This is a genomic window from Salinifilum ghardaiensis (genome assembly GCF_054491345.1).
Genome location: NZ_CM137101.1, coordinates 3,880,369 through 3,895,977, shown reverse-complemented (window position 1 = coordinate 3,895,977; position 15,609 = coordinate 3,880,369). Strand labels below are relative to the sequence as shown.

The window sequence follows — 15,609 nt, the reverse complement described above, 5'->3', positions numbered from 1 at the left end:
CACGATCTGCGGCGTGCAGACGATGAACACCGGCACCGCGCGCCGCACCGCGCTCGCCGCGCAGGGGTTCGCCGATCGCCGCCCGTCCGGCTCGGTGGACCGGCGGCACCTGCGCCGGGTGCTGTCGCGGATCAAGCTCATCCAGCTCGACTCGGTCAACGTGGCCGTGCGCGCGCACTACATGCCGCTGTTCAGCAGGCTCGGGGCGTACCCGGGCGAGCTGGTGGACGGGGCGGCCTGGGCGCACTCCGCGCGCCGCCCGCGGCTGCTGGTGGAGTACTGGGCGCACGAGGCCTCCCTGGTGCCGGTGGAGGACTGGCCGCTGCTGCGGTGGCGGATGCGGGAAGCCGGCGGGGCCTGGCGCACCCGCCTGGCGGAGGTCGCCGATCGCGAGCCGCAGCTGGTCGACGACGTGCTCGCCGCGGTCAAGGAGCGCGGGCCGGTCGGGGCGGGCGAGATCGAACGCGAGCTGGCCGGGCAGCAGCGGCCCCGGCGCGGCACATGGTGGGACCGCAGCGACACGAAACAGGCCTGCGAGCTGCTCTTCGCCCGCGGGGAGCTGACCGCGGCCACCCGCACCGGCCGGGGTGCGGGCGAGGCCGCGGGTTCGGCGGGCGGGTTCGAGCGCAAGTACGACCTGCCCGAGCGGGTGCTGCCGCCGGAGGTGCTCACCCGCGAGGTCGCCGAGGGCGAGGCGGTGCGTGCGCTCGTCGACCGCGCCGGGCAGGCGCTCGGCGTCGGCACCGAGACCGACCTGCGCGACTACTACCGGCTGCACCCGGAGCAGTCGCGCCGCGCCGTGGCCGAGCTCGTCGAGTCCGGGCGGTTGGAACCCGTGGCGGTGCGGGGGTGGCGCAACCGCGCCTACCGGCACACCACCGCGCGCGCCCCGCGGGCGATCACCGGCCGCGCCCTGCTCGCGCCGTTCGACCCGGTGGTGTGGGAACGCGCGCGCACCGAGCGGCTGTTCGGCTTCCGCTACCGCATCGAGATCTACGTGCCCGCCGACCGGCGCGAGTACGGCTATTACGTCTTCCCGTTCCTGCTCGACGGCGAGCTGGTGGCCCGCGTGGACCTCAAGGCCGACCGCCGCGCCGGCGCGCTGCGGGTGCCGGCGGCCTTCGCCGAACCCGAGCGGCGGTGCGCCCGCGTGGCCGGTGAGCTCGCCGCCGAGCTCCGCACCATGGCCGACTGGCTCGGGCTGGAGCGCGTCGCGGTCGGCGGGCGCGGGGACCTCGCCGGTCCGCTGGCCCGCGAGCTGCGGGATGCGGTGCAGTGATCCGCCCAACTGCGCCAGAGCACCCACCCGCAGCGGGCAGAACGACTCGACAACGTCCCGATCAACAGACCGCGGAGCGGCGGTCGCGTGCTTGGCCGCAGCGGTCCGCCGGGTAAGCGGCGCAGCCGCTTCCTCCCTCGCACGCAGACCGACCCGCCGGAGGTTCCCCACCCGACCCGCGGCGCCAGCCGATCCGCGGACTCCCCAACGCTCACAGCGCCGAGGTGAGCACGGCGTCGCCCGTCCCCGTCCGCCCGTACACGTGCAGCTCCGGGGTCGTGGCGGGCGGTTGGTCGCGCACGTCGAGGTCGCTGCGCGCCGAACCGGCGCTGGAGGTCAGGTCGACCTCGGCACTGCGCCCGCGGCGCAGGGCCACCTGGATCTCCCCGGATCCGGTGATCAGCTCGAGCTCCCCGGCGGCGGCGTCGGTGACGCTGAGGTCGCCGCTGCCGGAGCGCACGAGCACGTCGGCGCCGACCTCGCCCAGCCACACGTCCGCGCTGCCGGTGACCACCGAGGACGCGGCGAGCACGCCCGCGATCTCCACGTCGCCGCTGCCGCTGCGCGCGTGCACCCCGCCCTTCATCAACCCGAGGCGGAGCTGGCCGGAACCGGTGCGCACCGTGGCGCGTTCGGTGGAGCCGGCCAGCGAGACCGCGCCGCCGCCGGAGTGCACCTGGGCGCGCACGGCGGTGCCGGTCACGGTGACGTCGCCGGAGCCGGCCTGCACGGACAGCTCGGAGTGCGCCGGGGCCCGCACCCGCACGGCCACGGGGACGTTGCGCAGCGGGGCGCCGCTGGGGGTGCGCACGACCAGCCGGTTGCCGGTGAGCTCGACGCGGGTGTTGCGCACCGCTTCGGTCGCCGGTTCGCGCTCGCGACCGCGCTCGGGGTCCCGGCCGGTGCGCGCGCCCGCCTCGCCGAACTGCTCGGTGACCCAGTTGAGCAGGCCCGCGAGGCCGCCGCGCCAGTCGGGCGCGTCCGCGTCGGGATCGTGCCGCACCTCGACCTGGGTGACCGCGGTGTCGGTGAGCTCGACGGTGACGGGACCGTGGTTGTCGCCGATGTCGAGGGTCAGCGGCTGCGGCGTGTCGAAGTCGAGGCTGCGGACCAGGCCGGGGGACTCGCCGGCGTCGTCCGCGCGCGCCCGCGCGTCCTGCGGTTCGTCCGGGCCGGTGGGGTCTTCGTCGGTCATGGCCGTGTCCTTCCGTCTTCCCGGGGATTCCGCCGTCCCGGCGTCAGTTCTCCACCCAGCCGTGGATGCGGGAACCCGCGCCGTCGGAGCCCTCGTTCCACCAGGTGCGGTCGGTGTGCGGGGCCCGCGCGGGGCGGCGGCCGGGACGGTGGTGGTCCCACGGGCCGCGGGGGCGGCCGCCGTGCAGCGCCTCCTGGACCGCCTGGGCGACCCACGCGTTCAGCGAGACGCCCTGGCCTGCGGCGGCCTGCTCGGCCTGCGACTTGATCTCGTCGAGCAGCCGCAGCGTGATCCGGCTGACGTCGCCGCCGTCGGCGCTGGGCGGCGGTGGCGGCGGTTCGCCGGGTCCGTCCTCCTCGGCCGGCCCCGCTCCGCTGACGACGACGCGCACGTCGCGGCCGTCGAGGCGCAGCTCCACCACCGGACCGTCGAGCTGGGTGGTGATCTCGGCGGCGAGGTCGGACAGCGCGTTCATGATCGCCAGGCGCGCCGCGGGCTCGAGGCTCGCGGACAGCGCGGCGGCCGCGTGGCGCGTGTGGTCGTCACCGGCCGAGGCGGCCGAGCTGAGGTCCTCGCGCAGCTGGTTGATGTACGGGCTGAGGTCCATGACATCACTATGACGCTGCTCGTGACACCGCACAATCCCGCGGCGGCGTCACCGGGCCGGTGCGGGCGGTCCTCGGCAACCGCGGCGGTGCCCGCCGCACGAGCAGCGGCGCGCGGTGGGGACCGGCGGTGCACCGCGATGCGGGCGGTCCCGGGAGCCGCCGGTGCGCCGCGGGGCCTCCGCCCGCGGCGGTTACCCTCGACGAGGACGAAGGGGAGTCGACGCGCCTGCTCCTCGGGGGCGGCGCGGTGCCGTTGCGCCGCGCCTCCCCGGCAGCCGCAGCGAAGGAAAGGGGTCCGCCCGCCGTGACCGAAATCGTGCCGCCGAAAGTGCAGCTCATCGGCAAGACCGAGTTCTTCCCGCCGGAGGACGTGGACTGGTCGACCGATGCCGACGGCGGACAGGCCCTCGCGGAGTTCGCGGGCCGGGCGTGCTACCAGTCGTGGCACAAGCCCAACCCCGCCACCGCGACCAACGCCGGGTACCTGCAGCACATCCTCGAAGTGGGGCACCTGTCCGTGCTGGAGCACGGCACGGCCACGTTCTACCTCACCGGCATGTCGCGTTCGCTGACCCACGAGCTCATCCGGCACCGCCACTTCTCCTTCTCGCAGCTGTCCCAGCGGTACGTCCCGGAGCGGGACGCGGCGATGGTGGAGCCGGACGTGATCGCCGAGGACCCGGAACTGCACGCCAAGTTCGAGGCGGCCACCCAGGCCAGCGTGGACGCGTACACCGATCTGCTGCGGGCGCTCAACGAGAAGTTCGCCGACGAGCCCAAGGCCACGTTGCGGCGCAAGCAGGCCCGGCAGGCCGCGCGGTCGGTGCTGCCGAACGCGACCGAGACCCGCATCGTCGTCAGCGGCAACTACCGCGCCTGGCGGCACTTCGTCGCGATGCGGGCCACCGAGCACGCCGACGTGGAGATCCGCGCGCTGGCCGTGGAGTGCCTGCGGCAGCTGCAGAAGGTCGCGGGCAACGTGTTCGGCGACTTCGAGATCACCGCGCTCGCCGACGGCAGCGAGGTGGCCTCCAGCCCCTACGTCAACGAGGGCTGACGCCGCTCGCGGCGGTGCCGTTGCCGGGGCGCTGACCGCGGTGGCCGGTGCGCCGTTCCTCGAGGAGCCTCGCGCGTGCAGCGGGGCGGAGGAGCCGCGTGCGGGGCTGACCGCATCGGGCTGCGCCGGTCCCCGACACGCCGGGTGGCGCCGGTGCGCTGCTGGTGGGGGCGGCAGCGGTGATCACCTGCGGCGTCCCGGTGGTGGTGCTGGCTACAGTGGTCCCATGGGTGTGGCCAGTGACGAACGTCGACAGCTCTGCGATCTCCTCGAACAGGTCGGGCCGGAGGCACCGACCCTGTGCGAGGGCTGGGCCACCAGGGACCTCGCCGTTCACCTGGTGGTGCGGGAACGGCGTCCGGACGCGATGGCCGGACGCGTGGTCAAGGCGCTGGCCGAGCGGGGCCAGCGGGTGGAGCGCGAGCTCCACGACCTGCCGTGGCACGACCTCGTCGACCGGGTGCGCGGGGGAGCTCCGAAGTGGCACCCGTTCGCCGTCGGCGCGGTCGACGAAGCGGTGAACTCCGCCGAGTTCTTCGTGCACCACGAGGACGTGCGGCGGGCCCGGGAGGGGTGGCTGCCGCGCGCGAGCGACCCCGAGCGGGAGGAGGTGCTGTGGAAGGCGCTCGGCCGCGTCGCCCGCGTCTTCTACGGGCGCAGCCCGGTCGGTGTGGTGCTGCGGCGGCCCGACGGCACGGAGATCGCCGCCAGGCAGGGCCCGCGCACCGTGCGGCTGCTCGGTGAGCCGGGCGAACTGCTGCTGCGCGCGTTCGGGCGCAAGCAGGCGCAGGTGGAGTTCGAGGGGAACGAGGCGGACATCGCCGCCGTCGAGGACCTGCGGCGCAGCTTCTGAGCGCCCCGCCGGCCGATGCGGGCGCGTGCCCGCTTCCGGGGGCGCGGTCGTCGCGGTACCGCCACCGGGACGCCGGTGCCGCGCCCCGGCCCGCCCCGCGGGTGCCGCGCGGAAACCTGCCGGACGAGGACGGTTGCGCCGCAAGAGAATCCGCGGTCGGGGCCGCTCGCCCGCGGAGTTTCCGGTGTCCCCGGGCAGCGGCCCCGGATCGGTCGACGCGGGTTGAGACGGGCGCGCTGACCTGCGGCCCGACCAGGTAGCGTCAGGAGTTATGACCGACAGCTCCACTACCACTCCGAGTGCGACCGCGGGGCGGCCGTTCGGTCGCGTGCTGACCGCGATGGTGACCCCGTTCGACCAGGACGGAAAGCTCGACGTTCCGGCTGCCCAGGAGCTCGCCACCTACCTCGTGGACCGGCTCGGCAACGACGGGCTCATCGTCAACGGCACCACCGGGGAAAGCCCGACCACCTCCGACGAGGAGAAGGAGCGCCTCGTGCGCGCCGTGGTCGAGGCGGTCGGTGACCGGGCGTCCGTCGTCGCCGGCGCGGGGACGAACGACACCGCGCATTCGGTGGCTCTGGCCAAGTCCGCCGCGAACGCCGGCGCGCACGGGCTGCTCGTGGTGACCCCGTACTACTCGCGTCCGCCGCAGGAAGGGCTGTACCAGCACTTCTGCGAGGTCGCCGATGCGACCGACCTGCCGGTGATGCTCTACGACATCCCGCCGCGCTCGGTGGTGCCGATCCAGGTGGACACGCTCAAGCGCCTCGGTGAGCACCCGCGCATCGTCGCGGTCAAGGACTCCAAGCACGACCTGCTCGCCGGCAGCGAGGTCATGGCCAACACGGACATCGTCTACTACTCCGGTGAGGACCCGCTGAACCTGCCGTGGCTGTCGGTCGGTGCGGTCGGCGTGGTCAGCGTGATCGGTCATGTCGTGGCGGACCGGCTGCGCACGATGATCGACGCCCACGAGGCGGGCGACGTGGCCGGGGCGCGCCAGGTGCACAACGGCCTGCTGCCGGTGTACCGCTCGATGAGCGTGGCCGGCGGCGTGCTGTTCGCCAAGACCGCGCTGCGGTCCTGCGGAGTGGAGACGGGGCAGCCGCGGTTGCCGATCCCGGTGGCGACCGACGACCAGGTTCGCCTGATCACGAGCGACCTGTGGGAAGCTGGTCTCGTACTGGTGAATCCGGACACGGCGGCAGAGGGGACCCAGCGGTGAGCGAGAAGTCCACGGAGAGCGGCCAAACCGCGGCCGTGTCGAAGTCGGCGTCCGCGCCGGGCCCGCTGACCAGCGGGGGGCTGCGCGTGGTGGCGCTCGGCGGGATCGGCGAGGTCGGCAGGAACATGACGGTCTTCGAGCACGAGGGCCGCCTGCTGATCGTCGACTGCGGTGTGCTGTTCCCGGAGGACGACGCGCCGGGCGTGGACCTCATCCTGCCCGACTTCGGGTTCGTCGAGGAGCGCCTCGACGACGTGGAGGCGATCGTGCTCACCCACGGGCACGAGGACCACATCGGCGCCCTGCCGTTCCTGCTGCGGCTGCGCCCGGACATGCCGATCGTGGGCTCGAAGTTCACGCTGGCCCTGGTGGAGGCCAAGTGCGCCGAGCACCGGCTCGACCCGGTGCTCGTCGAGGTCGCCGAGGGGCAGCGCGCTCAGCGCGGGGCGTTCGACCTCGAGTTCTTCGCGGTCAACCACTCCATCCCGGACGCGCTCGCGCTGGCGATCCGCACGCCCGCCGGGACGGTGCTGCACACCGGCGACATCAAGCTCGACCAGCTGCCGCTGGACGGCCGGCTGACCGATCTGGCGGGTTTCTCCCGCATCGGTGACGAGGGCGTGGACCTGTTCCTCGTCGACTCGACCAATGCCGAGGTACCCGGCGTGGTGACCCCCGAGCGGGAGATCGGCCCGGTGCTCGACGGGGTCATCGGCAAGGCGCAGCAGCGCGTCATCGTCGCGTGCTTCTCCAGCCACGTGCACCGCGTGCAGCAGATCCTCGACGTGGCCGCGGCCCACGGCCGCCGCGTGTGCCTGGTGGGCCGGTCGATGATGCGCAACATGAACATCGCCGCGGAGCTGGGGCTGCTGCACGTGCCCAAGGGGCTGCTGGTGGACCTCGACGAGGCCATGGACATGCCCGAGCAGGAGGTCGTGTTCGTCTCCACCGGTTCGCAGGGCGAACCGCTCTCGGCGCTGTCCCGCATGGCGCGCGGCGAGCACAAGCAGATCAGCATCCGGTCCGGGGACACGGTGGTGCTGGCCAGCTCGCTCATCCCCGGCAACGAGACCGCGGTGTTCGCCGTCGTCAACGGGCTCGTGCGGCTCGGGGCGCAGGTGGTGCACCAGGGCGGTGCGAAGGTGCACGTGTCGGGGCACGCCTCGGCAGGCGAGCTGCTGTACCTGTACAACGCGGTGCGCCCGGGCAACGTCATGCCGGTGCACGGCGAGTGGCGGCACCTGCGGGCCAACGCCGAGCTCGCCGAGCTCACCGGCGTCGGCAGCGAGCAGGTGCACATCGCCGAGAACGGCGTGGTCCTCGACCTGGTCGACGGCACCGCCGGCATCGCCGGGCGGGTCGAGGTCGGCCACGTCTACGTCGACGGGCTCTCCGTCGGCGACGTGGGCGAGTCCACCCTGTCCGACCGGCTCATCCTCGGCGAGGGCGGGTTCATCTCGATCACGGTCGCGGTGGAGTCGGGCACCGGTCGCGCGGTGTCCTCGCCGACGATCGCGGGCCGCGGGTTCTCGGACGACCCGAAGGCCCTGGACGAGGTCGTGCCGATGGTGGAGATGGAGCTGGCGCGCACCGAGGCCGAGGGAATCACCGACACGCACCGCATCGCCCAGGCGGTGCGCCGGGTGGTCGGCCGCTGGGTCGCCGAGGCCTACCGCCGCCGCCCGATGATCGTGCCGAACGTGCTGCCCGTGCACGAGTGAGGCCTCGCCCGCCTCGCGGTGGCCCGCCGCTCGTGGGCGCGAGGTCCGGGCGCCAGGCGGTCGTGCTCACGGATGGTTCAGCGCACCGAGGGCGTGCCGCAAGCGGTCGAGCGCCTCGCTGATCCACGGCAGCGCGCACGGGTCGTCGCTGCGCAACGCCTGCCAGCGCTGCTCGGTCGTGCTGCCGTAGAGCAGGCTCGTGGCCGCGCGGAAGCGCAGCGCTCGGTCGGTGTCGCCGAACTCCTCGCCTGCGAGCACGCCGATGCCGTGCTCGGTGAGCAGGTGATCGGCCAGGTCCCGTCCCGTGCTGACCCCCCGCGCGGCCAGCGCCGGGCGCAGCGGTTCCAGGTCCGGGTAGAGGTAGAAGGCGGCGCGCGGGGAGCGGCAGTGCGCCCCGGCCTCGAGGAAGAGGCCGTGGACCCGGTCGACGACGCGTCGGTGGAGCGCCCGGGAGGCGGCGACGTGCTCGGTGATCTCGGGCGGTTCTCCGAGAACCCACGCAGCCACTTCCTGCATCGGGGCGGCCAGGCCGGACCACACCTCGCTGGCGAGCCCGACGAGGTCGTCGCGCACGCCGTCCATGTGACCGGTGCGGGGAATGCGGGCGAAGCCGATGCGGTAGCCGCCGAGCGCCGTGCTCTTGCTCAGGCCGCTGGTGACGATGGTGCGTTCGGGCAACATCCACGCTGGGTCGGGGAAGTCCGGTGCGTCGGAGAGGTCCCGGTAGATCTCGTCCGCGAGGACGGTCAGCCGGTGGCGCGCGGCGACGTCGCAGACGCGGGTCACCAGCGTCCGCTCGGCTACCACGCCGGTGGGGTTGTCCGGGATGGTGAGCACGAGGCAACCGGGCGCGTTCCCCTCCCGCTCGGCGGTGCGGAGGACCTCGTCGAGCCGCTCGGGGTCGGGGACGCCGCCGCTGCCCTCGGCGACGGGCACGTCGAGCACGTTTTTGCCGGCCAGTGCGGACTGCGCCGCGTAGCTCACCCAGGAGGGGCGCGGCAGCGCGACGTCACCGGGAAGAACGGACAGCAGGCCGAACAGGAGGGCTTTGCTGCCGGGGGCGAGCATCACCTCGTCCGGTTCGGTGGGCAGGCCGCGGCGGGCGAAGTACCCGGCTGCAGCCGTGCGGGCGGTCACCGAGCCGGCTACGGGCCCGTAGGCGTTGTGGCCGGACGCGCCGGCGAGTCGAGCGGCCACGTCGGGGTGCACGGGCAGTCCGGCTTCGCCGAAGCCCAGGTGCAGGACGTCCTCTCCCGCTTCCCTGCGGGCGCGGAGCCGTTCATCGAGGGCGAGCGTCGCCGAGTGCCGTACCACCGTGCACCTCCCGCGCGTATCGTTCGCGCCGAGCGTTGCACAATCTTATTTGCGTTTCAATAAATAAAAGCAACTACGGTTGCGTCAACGCTCCTCTTCGTAGGCGCCGAAGGTCTCCAACAACTGCTCGTCCTCCAGCAGCTCGGAGCGGCTGCTGGTGCCCAGTTCGATGGCCGTGGCCGTGGCCAGGGCTTGCACGACGGAGGTGAACCCGGTGAGCGAGCGGAAGAGCGTGACCCCTTCGCATTCGACGAGGAGTACGTCGTCGGCGACCGCGGCCAGCGGTGAGGCCGCGTCGTCGGTCAGCGCCACCGTGTGCAGGCCGCGCTGGCTCGCCACCTCGAAAGCGCGCACCGTATCGGCGGTGTAGCGGCGGATCGAGGCGGCCAGGAACAGCTCCCCGGCGGCCAGATCGCGCACTTCGTCCACGAGGCCCCCGAGCGCCGGTGCCACGAGGTGCACGTCGCGCCGCACCATGTGCAGCAGGTAGCTCGCCAGTTGGGCCACCGAACGGCATTTGCGCAGTCCCATCACGTGCACCCGCGGAGCCTGCGCCAACCGCGCGACGATCCGCTCCCACTCCGCGGGGTCGATGCGGGAGAAGGTGCGGGTGAGGTTGTCCCGGTCGTGCTCGACGACGGCGGTCAGCAGCTCCTCGGCGGAGGTGTGCCGGCTGGCCTGTTCGAACCGGGTGACGAGGTGGGCCTGCTCGGTGAGCCGGTCGCGGCAGAGCTGGACGAGGTCGGGGTATCCGGCCAATCCGAGGGAGTTGGCGAAGCGCACGAGCGAGGACTGGTGCACCTCGGCGGCGCGCGCGGTCTCGCTGATGCTGCGGAAGGCCGTGCTCTCCGGCTCGGTCAGCAGCACGCGGGCGATGCGCTGCTGCCCGGGGGCGAGGGAGCTCATCCGGGTTTGCAGGGCCTCGCGCAGTTCCGTGTAGTTCCGCGGGGCGGTCACGACGACCTCCAGGGCTGTGCGCGCTGATCGTTCCAGCCTCGCACAGCGGTCGCGGGTGTCCGCGCCGCGCTTCCTCCCGGCGGGCGCAACCGAATCAGAGCGAGGCACCTGTTGTTGCATATCTCATGCTTAAGGCAACCTGCATTGCATGCCTGAGACGACTTCCCCCGACGCGCCGCCGGGCGAAGCCCGGCTCGTGCGGGTCATGGGGCCGAAACTGCTGCTGCTGTTCGTCGTGGGCGACATCCTCGGCGCGAGCATCTACTCGCTGACCGGGAAGGTCGCCGGCCTCGTCGGAGGCGCCCTGTGGGTGCCGTTCGTCGTGGCTTTCGTCGTGGCGTTCCTGACCGCGTTCAGCTACTTGGAACTCGTCGGCAAGTACCCGCGAGCCGCGGGGGCTGCGCTGTACACGCACAAGGCCTTCGGCGTGCACCTGCTCACCTTCCTCGTGGCCTTCGCCGTGATGTGCTCCGGGATCACCTCGGCGGCCTCGGCCGCCGACGCGTTCAGCGGTGACTACCTGCAGGAGTTCATCAGCGCACCGGAAACGCTGGTTTCCTGCGCCTTCCTCGCGTTGCTGGCGTGGGTGAACTACCGCGGCGCGAACGTCTCTGTGAAGCTCAACGTGCTGCTCACCTGCGTGGAGATCACCGGTTTGCTGATCGTCGTCGCCCTCGGTCTCGGCGCGATCGCGCAAGGAGCGGGCGAACCGCACCGGCTCGTCGAGTTCAACGGCGAGGCCGGGGCGTTCTTCGGGGTCACCTCGGCCACCGCACTGGCCTTCTTCTCCCTGGTCGGCTTCGAGGACTCGGTGAACATGGTCGAGGAGACGCACGATCCCGTGCGCACCTTTCCCCGCGCCGTCCTGCTCGGCATCGCCGTGTGCACCGGCGTCTACGTGCTCGTCGCCACCACCTCCGCGGTGCTCGTGCCCACCTCGGTGCTCGACGGCTCGACCGCGCCCCTGCTCGAAGTCGTGCGCGCGAGCGCGCCGTGGTTCCCGCTGCTGGCGTTCGCCGCGATTGCCCTGATCTCGGTCGTCAACTCCGCGCTGATCAACATGATGATGGCCAGCCGACTGCTCTACGGGATGGCGCGCGAGCATCTCGTCCCCCGCCAGTTCGGGCTCGTGCACCGGCAGCGCCGCACGCCGTGGGTGGCGATCCTGTTCACCAGCCTGCTCGGCGTCGGACTCGTCGCGGCGTTGGACATTTCCGTGCTCGGCGGGACCACCTCGTTGTTGCTGCTGATCGTGTTCACCGTGGTCAACGTCGCGGTGCTCGTGCTGCGCCGAGACCCGGCGGAGCACGAGCATTTCCGCGCCCCCACCGCCGTGCCCGTGCTCGGTGCGGTGTGCTGCGCGTTCTTCGCGAGCCCGTTCACCGGCCGCGACACCACCGAGTACGTCGTCGCCGGTGTGCTGCTCGGTTCGGGGCTGGTGCTCTGGGTGGTCAACAACCTCGTGCTGCGGTGGTGGCCCTCCGCGCGCCCGGCCGAGCCCGCCGCCCCGGAGCGGATGCCCTGAGCCGGGCGGCAGCGGCCCCGGCGTCACTCCCGCCAGGGGCAGGGTTTCCCGGTGGCCGGCCGGGTGGGATCCCGGTGGCGCGGCCGTTCGGGTTCGTCCGCGCGCAGCCGCGCCACGCCCGCGGTGAGCGCGCGCATGATCCGCGCGTGCGCGCGGGCGGCGTCGCCGGCCCGCCCGGGGTCGAGCCCCTCGAGGTCCACCGCGGGCCCGAACCGCACGCGCAGCGCGGGGCGCCGGCGCACGCCGCGCAGCCAGCTGCGCACCACCGTCCAGGCTTCGGCGGCGGTGGCGACGTGCGGGAGCTCGTAGGGCAGGATCTCGTGCGCGCCCCACTGGCTGACCGGCACGACCGTGGCACCGGTGGCCAGGGCCGTGCGGGCCGCGCCGGTCTTGCCGCGTTCCGGCCACATCCCCGGTTCGGTGGTGATCCGCCCCTCCGGGTAGACCACGATCGGACGCGGGTCCCGCCGCAGCGTCTCCACCACGACCGCCAGCGCGGCGGTGACGTGCCGGCTCCCCCGGTCGGCGCGGACGTGCCCGCAGCGCCGGAGCACGGTGCCGAGCACGGGGAAGTCGAACAGCCCGCCGGTGGCGAGGAACCGCGGTGCCAGTCCGCGTCGGTGGCAGGCGGCGAGCACGACCAGCGCGTCGGCGTTGCCGATGTGGTTGGGCACGAGCAGCAGCGGCCTGCCCGGGGTGGGTTCCGGCGGGGAACCGGTGATGTCGAGCCGCCCGGTCGCGGCGACGATCCCGCGGTCGAGCCGGGTGAGCGCCCGCCACAGCAGCGGCGCCTCGGCACGGCCCCGCGCTGCGCGGCCGGGGCGGCTCCGGTGCTGCTCGTCCGCCGCCGGGCGGGTCGGTTCATCCGGTGCGGGTGGAACGGCCACCATGCCCACAGGATCGCACGCCGGCCGGCTCCGGGTGACCGGCCAGCCGGGGTCCGCGGCCGACGTGCCGCGGCGCGGTCCTCCGCGCGCTGGCGCGGTTGCGGTGGTCGACGAACCCCGCAGCCTGCTCCCACCGGGCACCTCCGCGCGGGCGGGGTTGTGGAGCTGCCGCAACGCCGCCGCGATCCGTTCGGGCTGGCACCTCCGCGCGGGCGGGGTTGTGGCTGGTGTGACGGCAGTGGTGCAGCGGGATACCGTGTGGGGCATGGCGAGCCGAACTTCGGGAAGCGCGACGCGTTCCACCGGCTCCCGAGCGAAGGGCACGGGGCCGTCGAAGAGCGCGGGGTCGAAGAGCACCGGCGGGAGCGGCGGATCCGCGCGCGGCCGTTCCACCGGTGCGAAGGGCGGCGCGTCGAAGGGCGGTGGCTCGTCGTCGAAGGGCGGCTCGTCGTCGAAGGGCGGCTCGTCGGCGCGGAAGTCCCCGCCGAAGAACTCCTCCGCGAAGTCCTCCGCACCGAAGAAGTCCCCCGCGAAGTCCTCCGGGGGCGGTGGGCGGTCGCGGAGCTCCGCGCCGAAGAGGACGCACCGCCCGAGCGGTGCCGCGCGCGCCGCGGGCCGGGTGCTGCGCGCGCTCGGCCGCACCCGCGACATCGACCCGGCGCACCGCCGGGACGGTCTGGCGCTGCTGTTCCTGACCGTCGCCGTGATCGCGGCGGCGGGCGTGTGGGCGCACGCGGGCGGACCGGTCGGCGAGTGGATGGATGGCGGTCTGCGCGCGGCCGTGGGCTCGGCGGTCGTGGTGCTGCCGATCGTGCTGGCGCTGACCGCGGTGCTGCTGATGCGCACCGAGACGGACCCCGAAGCGCGCCCGCGCGTCGTGGTCGGCTCCGCGGTGCTGGTGCTGCCCACCCTCGGCGTGCTGCACATCGTCCGCGGCAACCCCTTCCGGCCGGAGCTGTGGCCCGAGGCGGGAGGTGCGCTCGGTTTCGTGGCCGGCGGCCCGCTGGCGCGCGGGCTGTCCGGGTGGGTGGCCGTGCTCGTGCTCGTGCTCATCGGCCTGTTCGGACTGCTCGTGCTCACGGGAACTCCGGTGCGCGAGGTGCCGCGTCGGCTGCGGCAGCTGGCCGAGCCGGAGGAGGGGACCGGTGGTTCGCCGCGCCGCCGGGACGGCGGGCGCGGTGAGCTCGAGGAAGCCGACCCCTCCGCGGTCTCGCTGCGCCGCCCCTCGCGGCGCCGCCAGGCCGCCATGGCCGAGGACCGCGAGGGCGCCGGGGACACCGCCGCGGCCGAGGAGCACGCGGCGACCGCGCGCACCGCTGCGGCGGAGGACGCCGGAGCGGCCGCGGCGAAGGGGAAGCAGAGCGCACCCGTCGCCGAGGGCGCCGGTGCCGAGGGGGCCGGTGCCGCGGACGGCGGCGCGGACGACGGGGGCAGCAAGCTCCGCATCAGCCGGACGGTCGAGGGCGACTACCAGCTCCCGCCGCTGGACATGCTCGAGGAAGGTGCCGCGCCGAAGACGCACAGCAAGGCCAACGACGCGGTGATCGAGGCCATCACCGGGGTGCTGCAGCAGTTCAAGGTGGACGCCCAGGTCACCGGCTTCACCCGGGGGCCGACGGTCACCCGCTACGAGGTCGAGCTCGGGCCGGGGGTGAAGGTCGAGAAGATCACCCAGCTGACGAAGAACCTCGCCTACGCGGTGGCCAACGACAACATCCGGCTGCTGACCCCGATCCCCGGCAAGTCGGCCGTCGGCATCGAGGTGCCCAACTCGGACCGCGAAGTGGTGCACCTGGCCGACGTGCTGCGCTCGCCCGAGGCCGCCAAGGACCCGCACCCGCTGGTGATGGGCCTGGGCAAGGACATCGAGGGGCAGATGCTCACCGCGAACCTGTCGAAGATGCCGCACCTGCTCGTGGCGGGCTCGACCGGTTCCGGCAAGTCCAGCTTCGTCAACTCGCTGCTGGTGTCGTTGCTGGCCCGGGCCACCCCGCAGGAGGTGCGGGCGATCCTCATCGACCCGAAGATGGTCGAGCTGACCCCCTACGAGGGGATTCCGCACCTGATCACGCCGATCATCACCCAGCCGAAGAAGGCGGCGGCCGCGCTGGCGTGGCTGGTCGAGGAGATGGACCAGCGCTACCAGGACATGCAGGCCAACCGGGTGCGGCACATCGACGACTTCAACGCGAAGGTCCGCTCCGGGGAGATCACCGCGCCGCCCGGCAGCGAACGCGAGTACCGGCCGTACCCCTACATCCTCGCGATCGTCGACGAGCTGGCGGACCTGATGATGACCGCGCCGCGCGACGTGGAGGACGCGGTCGTGCGGATCACGCAGAAGGCGCGCGCCGCCGGGATCCACCTGGTGCTGGCGACGCAGCGGCCGTCGGTGGACGTGGTGACCGGTCTGATCAAGACGAACGTGCCGTCGCGGCTGGCGTTCGCGACCTCCTCGCTGACCGATTCGCGCGTGATCCTGGACCAGCCGGGAGCGGAGAAGCTCATCGGCATGGGCGACGGGCTCTACCTGCCGATGGGGGCGTCGCGTCCGATCCGCGCGCAGGGCTCCTACGTCTCCGACGAGGAGATCAACCGCCTGGTGGCCTTCGCCAAGGACCAGGCGGAGCCGGACTACGCCGACGGCGTCACCACCGCCAAGGCGAGCGGGGAGGGCAAGCAGGTCGACTCGGACATCGGCGAGGACCTGGAGGTCCTGCTGCAGGCCGCGGAACTGGTGATCACCAGCCAGTTCGGGTCGACGTCGATGCTGCAGCGCAAGCTGCGGGTCGGGTTCTCCAAGGCGGGGCGGCTGATGGACCTGCTCGAATCGCGCGGTGTCGTCGCCCCTTCCGAGGGGTCGAAGGCGCGCGAGGTGCTGATCAAGCCGGAGGAGCTGGACAGCGCGTTGACCGCGATCCGCGGCGGCCCGGCCGAGGACTCCGGGGAGTGAACCGGAGGTCGGCCGGGCCCGCCGTGCGGTGG

Annotated in this window: 12 protein-coding genes; 7 read left to right on the top strand and 5 right to left on the bottom strand. The window is 73.3% G+C overall.

Annotation, left to right across the window (positions count from 1 at the left end; all coding sequences use genetic code 11):
* Positions 1-22: 22 nt before the first annotated feature.
* The gene (locus tag ACVGV0_RS17740) at positions 23-1,279 is read left to right on the top strand and encodes a winged helix-turn-helix domain-containing protein (RefSeq protein WP_459160048.1); all 1,257 of its coding nucleotides are present in this window, start codon (positions 23-25) and stop codon (positions 1,277-1,279) included.
* A 211-nt stretch (positions 1,280-1,490) separates the two neighbouring features.
* Here ACVGV0_RS17740 and ACVGV0_RS17735 read toward each other — a convergent pair whose 3' ends face one another.
* A complete protein-coding gene (locus ACVGV0_RS17735; RefSeq protein WP_459156812.1) occupies positions 1,491-2,474 on the bottom strand; it encodes a DUF4097 family beta strand repeat-containing protein in 984 nt (327 codons plus the stop codon).
* Between the two features lie 43 nt (positions 2,475-2,517).
* Positions 2,518-3,081, bottom strand: coding sequence for a YlcI/YnfO family protein (locus tag ACVGV0_RS17730; RefSeq protein WP_459156811.1), 564 nt, complete (start codon positions 3,079-3,081; stop codon positions 2,518-2,520).
* 305 nt (positions 3,082-3,386) lie between these two features.
* Here ACVGV0_RS17730 and thyX point away from each other — a divergent pair, with 305 nt between their 5' ends.
* The 4 genes from thyX (at position 3,387) to ACVGV0_RS17710 (ending at position 7,941) form a co-directional block, all read left to right on the top strand.
* Complete coding sequence (thyX, locus tag ACVGV0_RS17725) at positions 3,387-4,139, top strand: FAD-dependent thymidylate synthase (protein ID WP_459156810.1); 753 nt, start codon at positions 3,387-3,389, stop codon at positions 4,137-4,139.
* A gap of 226 nt (positions 4,140-4,365) precedes the next feature.
* Complete coding sequence (locus ACVGV0_RS17720; RefSeq protein WP_459156809.1) at positions 4,366-4,992, top strand: TIGR03085 family metal-binding protein; 627 nt, start codon at positions 4,366-4,368, stop codon at positions 4,990-4,992.
* Between the two features lie 271 nt (positions 4,993-5,263).
* The gene (gene dapA / locus ACVGV0_RS17715; protein WP_459156808.1) at positions 5,264-6,220 is read left to right on the top strand and encodes a 4-hydroxy-tetrahydrodipicolinate synthase; all 957 of its coding nucleotides are present in this window, start codon (positions 5,264-5,266) and stop codon (positions 6,218-6,220) included.
* 35 nt (positions 6,221-6,255) lie between these two features.
* On the top strand, positions 6,256-7,941 hold the full coding sequence (locus tag ACVGV0_RS17710) for a ribonuclease J (RefSeq protein ID WP_459160047.1): 1,686 nt from the start codon (positions 6,256-6,258) through the stop codon (positions 7,939-7,941).
* Positions 7,942-8,007: 66 nt separating this feature from the next.
* On the opposite strand, the gene ACVGV0_RS17705 is transcribed toward ACVGV0_RS17710, so the two are convergent.
* Together ACVGV0_RS17705 and ACVGV0_RS17700 are read right to left on the bottom strand one after the other, a co-directional pair.
* Entirely contained in the window at positions 8,008-9,255 is a 1,248-nt protein-coding gene (locus ACVGV0_RS17705; protein ID WP_459156807.1) for a pyridoxal phosphate-dependent aminotransferase, read from the bottom strand.
* A gap of 84 nt (positions 9,256-9,339) precedes the next feature.
* The gene (locus ACVGV0_RS17700; protein WP_459156806.1) at positions 9,340-10,212 is read right to left on the bottom strand and encodes a MurR/RpiR family transcriptional regulator; all 873 of its coding nucleotides are present in this window, start codon (positions 10,210-10,212) and stop codon (positions 9,340-9,342) included.
* A gap of 148 nt (positions 10,213-10,360) precedes the next feature.
* On the opposite strand from ACVGV0_RS17700, the gene ACVGV0_RS17695 reads away from it, so the two are divergent.
* Positions 10,361-11,737, top strand: a complete 1,377-nt coding sequence (locus ACVGV0_RS17695; RefSeq protein ID WP_459156805.1) for an APC family permease — start codon at positions 10,361-10,363, stop codon at positions 11,735-11,737.
* 23 nt (positions 11,738-11,760) lie between these two features.
* Here the strand turns inward: ACVGV0_RS17695 and ACVGV0_RS17690 are convergent, their stop codons facing one another.
* Positions 11,761-12,627, bottom strand: coding sequence for a lysophospholipid acyltransferase family protein (locus ACVGV0_RS17690; RefSeq protein WP_459156804.1), 867 nt, complete (start codon positions 12,625-12,627; stop codon positions 11,761-11,763).
* 262 nt (positions 12,628-12,889) lie between these two features.
* On the opposite strand from ACVGV0_RS17690, the gene ACVGV0_RS17685 reads away from it, so the two are divergent.
* The gene (locus tag ACVGV0_RS17685) at positions 12,890-15,577 is read left to right on the top strand and encodes an FtsK/SpoIIIE family DNA translocase (RefSeq protein WP_459156803.1); all 2,688 of its coding nucleotides are present in this window, start codon (positions 12,890-12,892) and stop codon (positions 15,575-15,577) included.
* Positions 15,578-15,609 lie beyond the last annotated feature (32 nt).

Bases quoted from the DNA above. Each gene is read 5' to 3' on its own strand.
- ACVGV0_RS17685 (WP_459156803.1), top strand. From the start codon at position 12,890: ATGGCGAGCCGAACTTCGGGAAGCGCGACGCGTTCCACCGGCTCCCGA.
- ACVGV0_RS17740 (WP_459160048.1), top strand. From the start codon at position 23: ATGAACACCGGCACCGCGCGCCGCACCGCGCTCGCCGCGCAGGGGTTC.
- ACVGV0_RS17735 (WP_459156812.1), bottom strand. From the start codon at position 2,474: ATGACCGACGAAGACCCCACCGGCCCGGACGAACCGCAGGACGCGCGG.
- ACVGV0_RS17695 (WP_459156805.1), top strand. From the start codon at position 10,361: ATGCCTGAGACGACTTCCCCCGACGCGCCGCCGGGCGAAGCCCGGCTC.
- ACVGV0_RS17730 (WP_459156811.1), bottom strand. From the start codon at position 3,081: ATGGACCTCAGCCCGTACATCAACCAGCTGCGCGAGGACCTCAGCTCG.
- ACVGV0_RS17690 (WP_459156804.1), bottom strand. From the start codon at position 12,627: ATGGTGGCCGTTCCACCCGCACCGGATGAACCGACCCGCCCGGCGGCG.
- ACVGV0_RS17720 (WP_459156809.1), top strand. From the start codon at position 4,366: ATGGGTGTGGCCAGTGACGAACGTCGACAGCTCTGCGATCTCCTCGAA.
- dapA (WP_459156808.1), top strand. From the start codon at position 5,264: ATGACCGACAGCTCCACTACCACTCCGAGTGCGACCGCGGGGCGGCCG.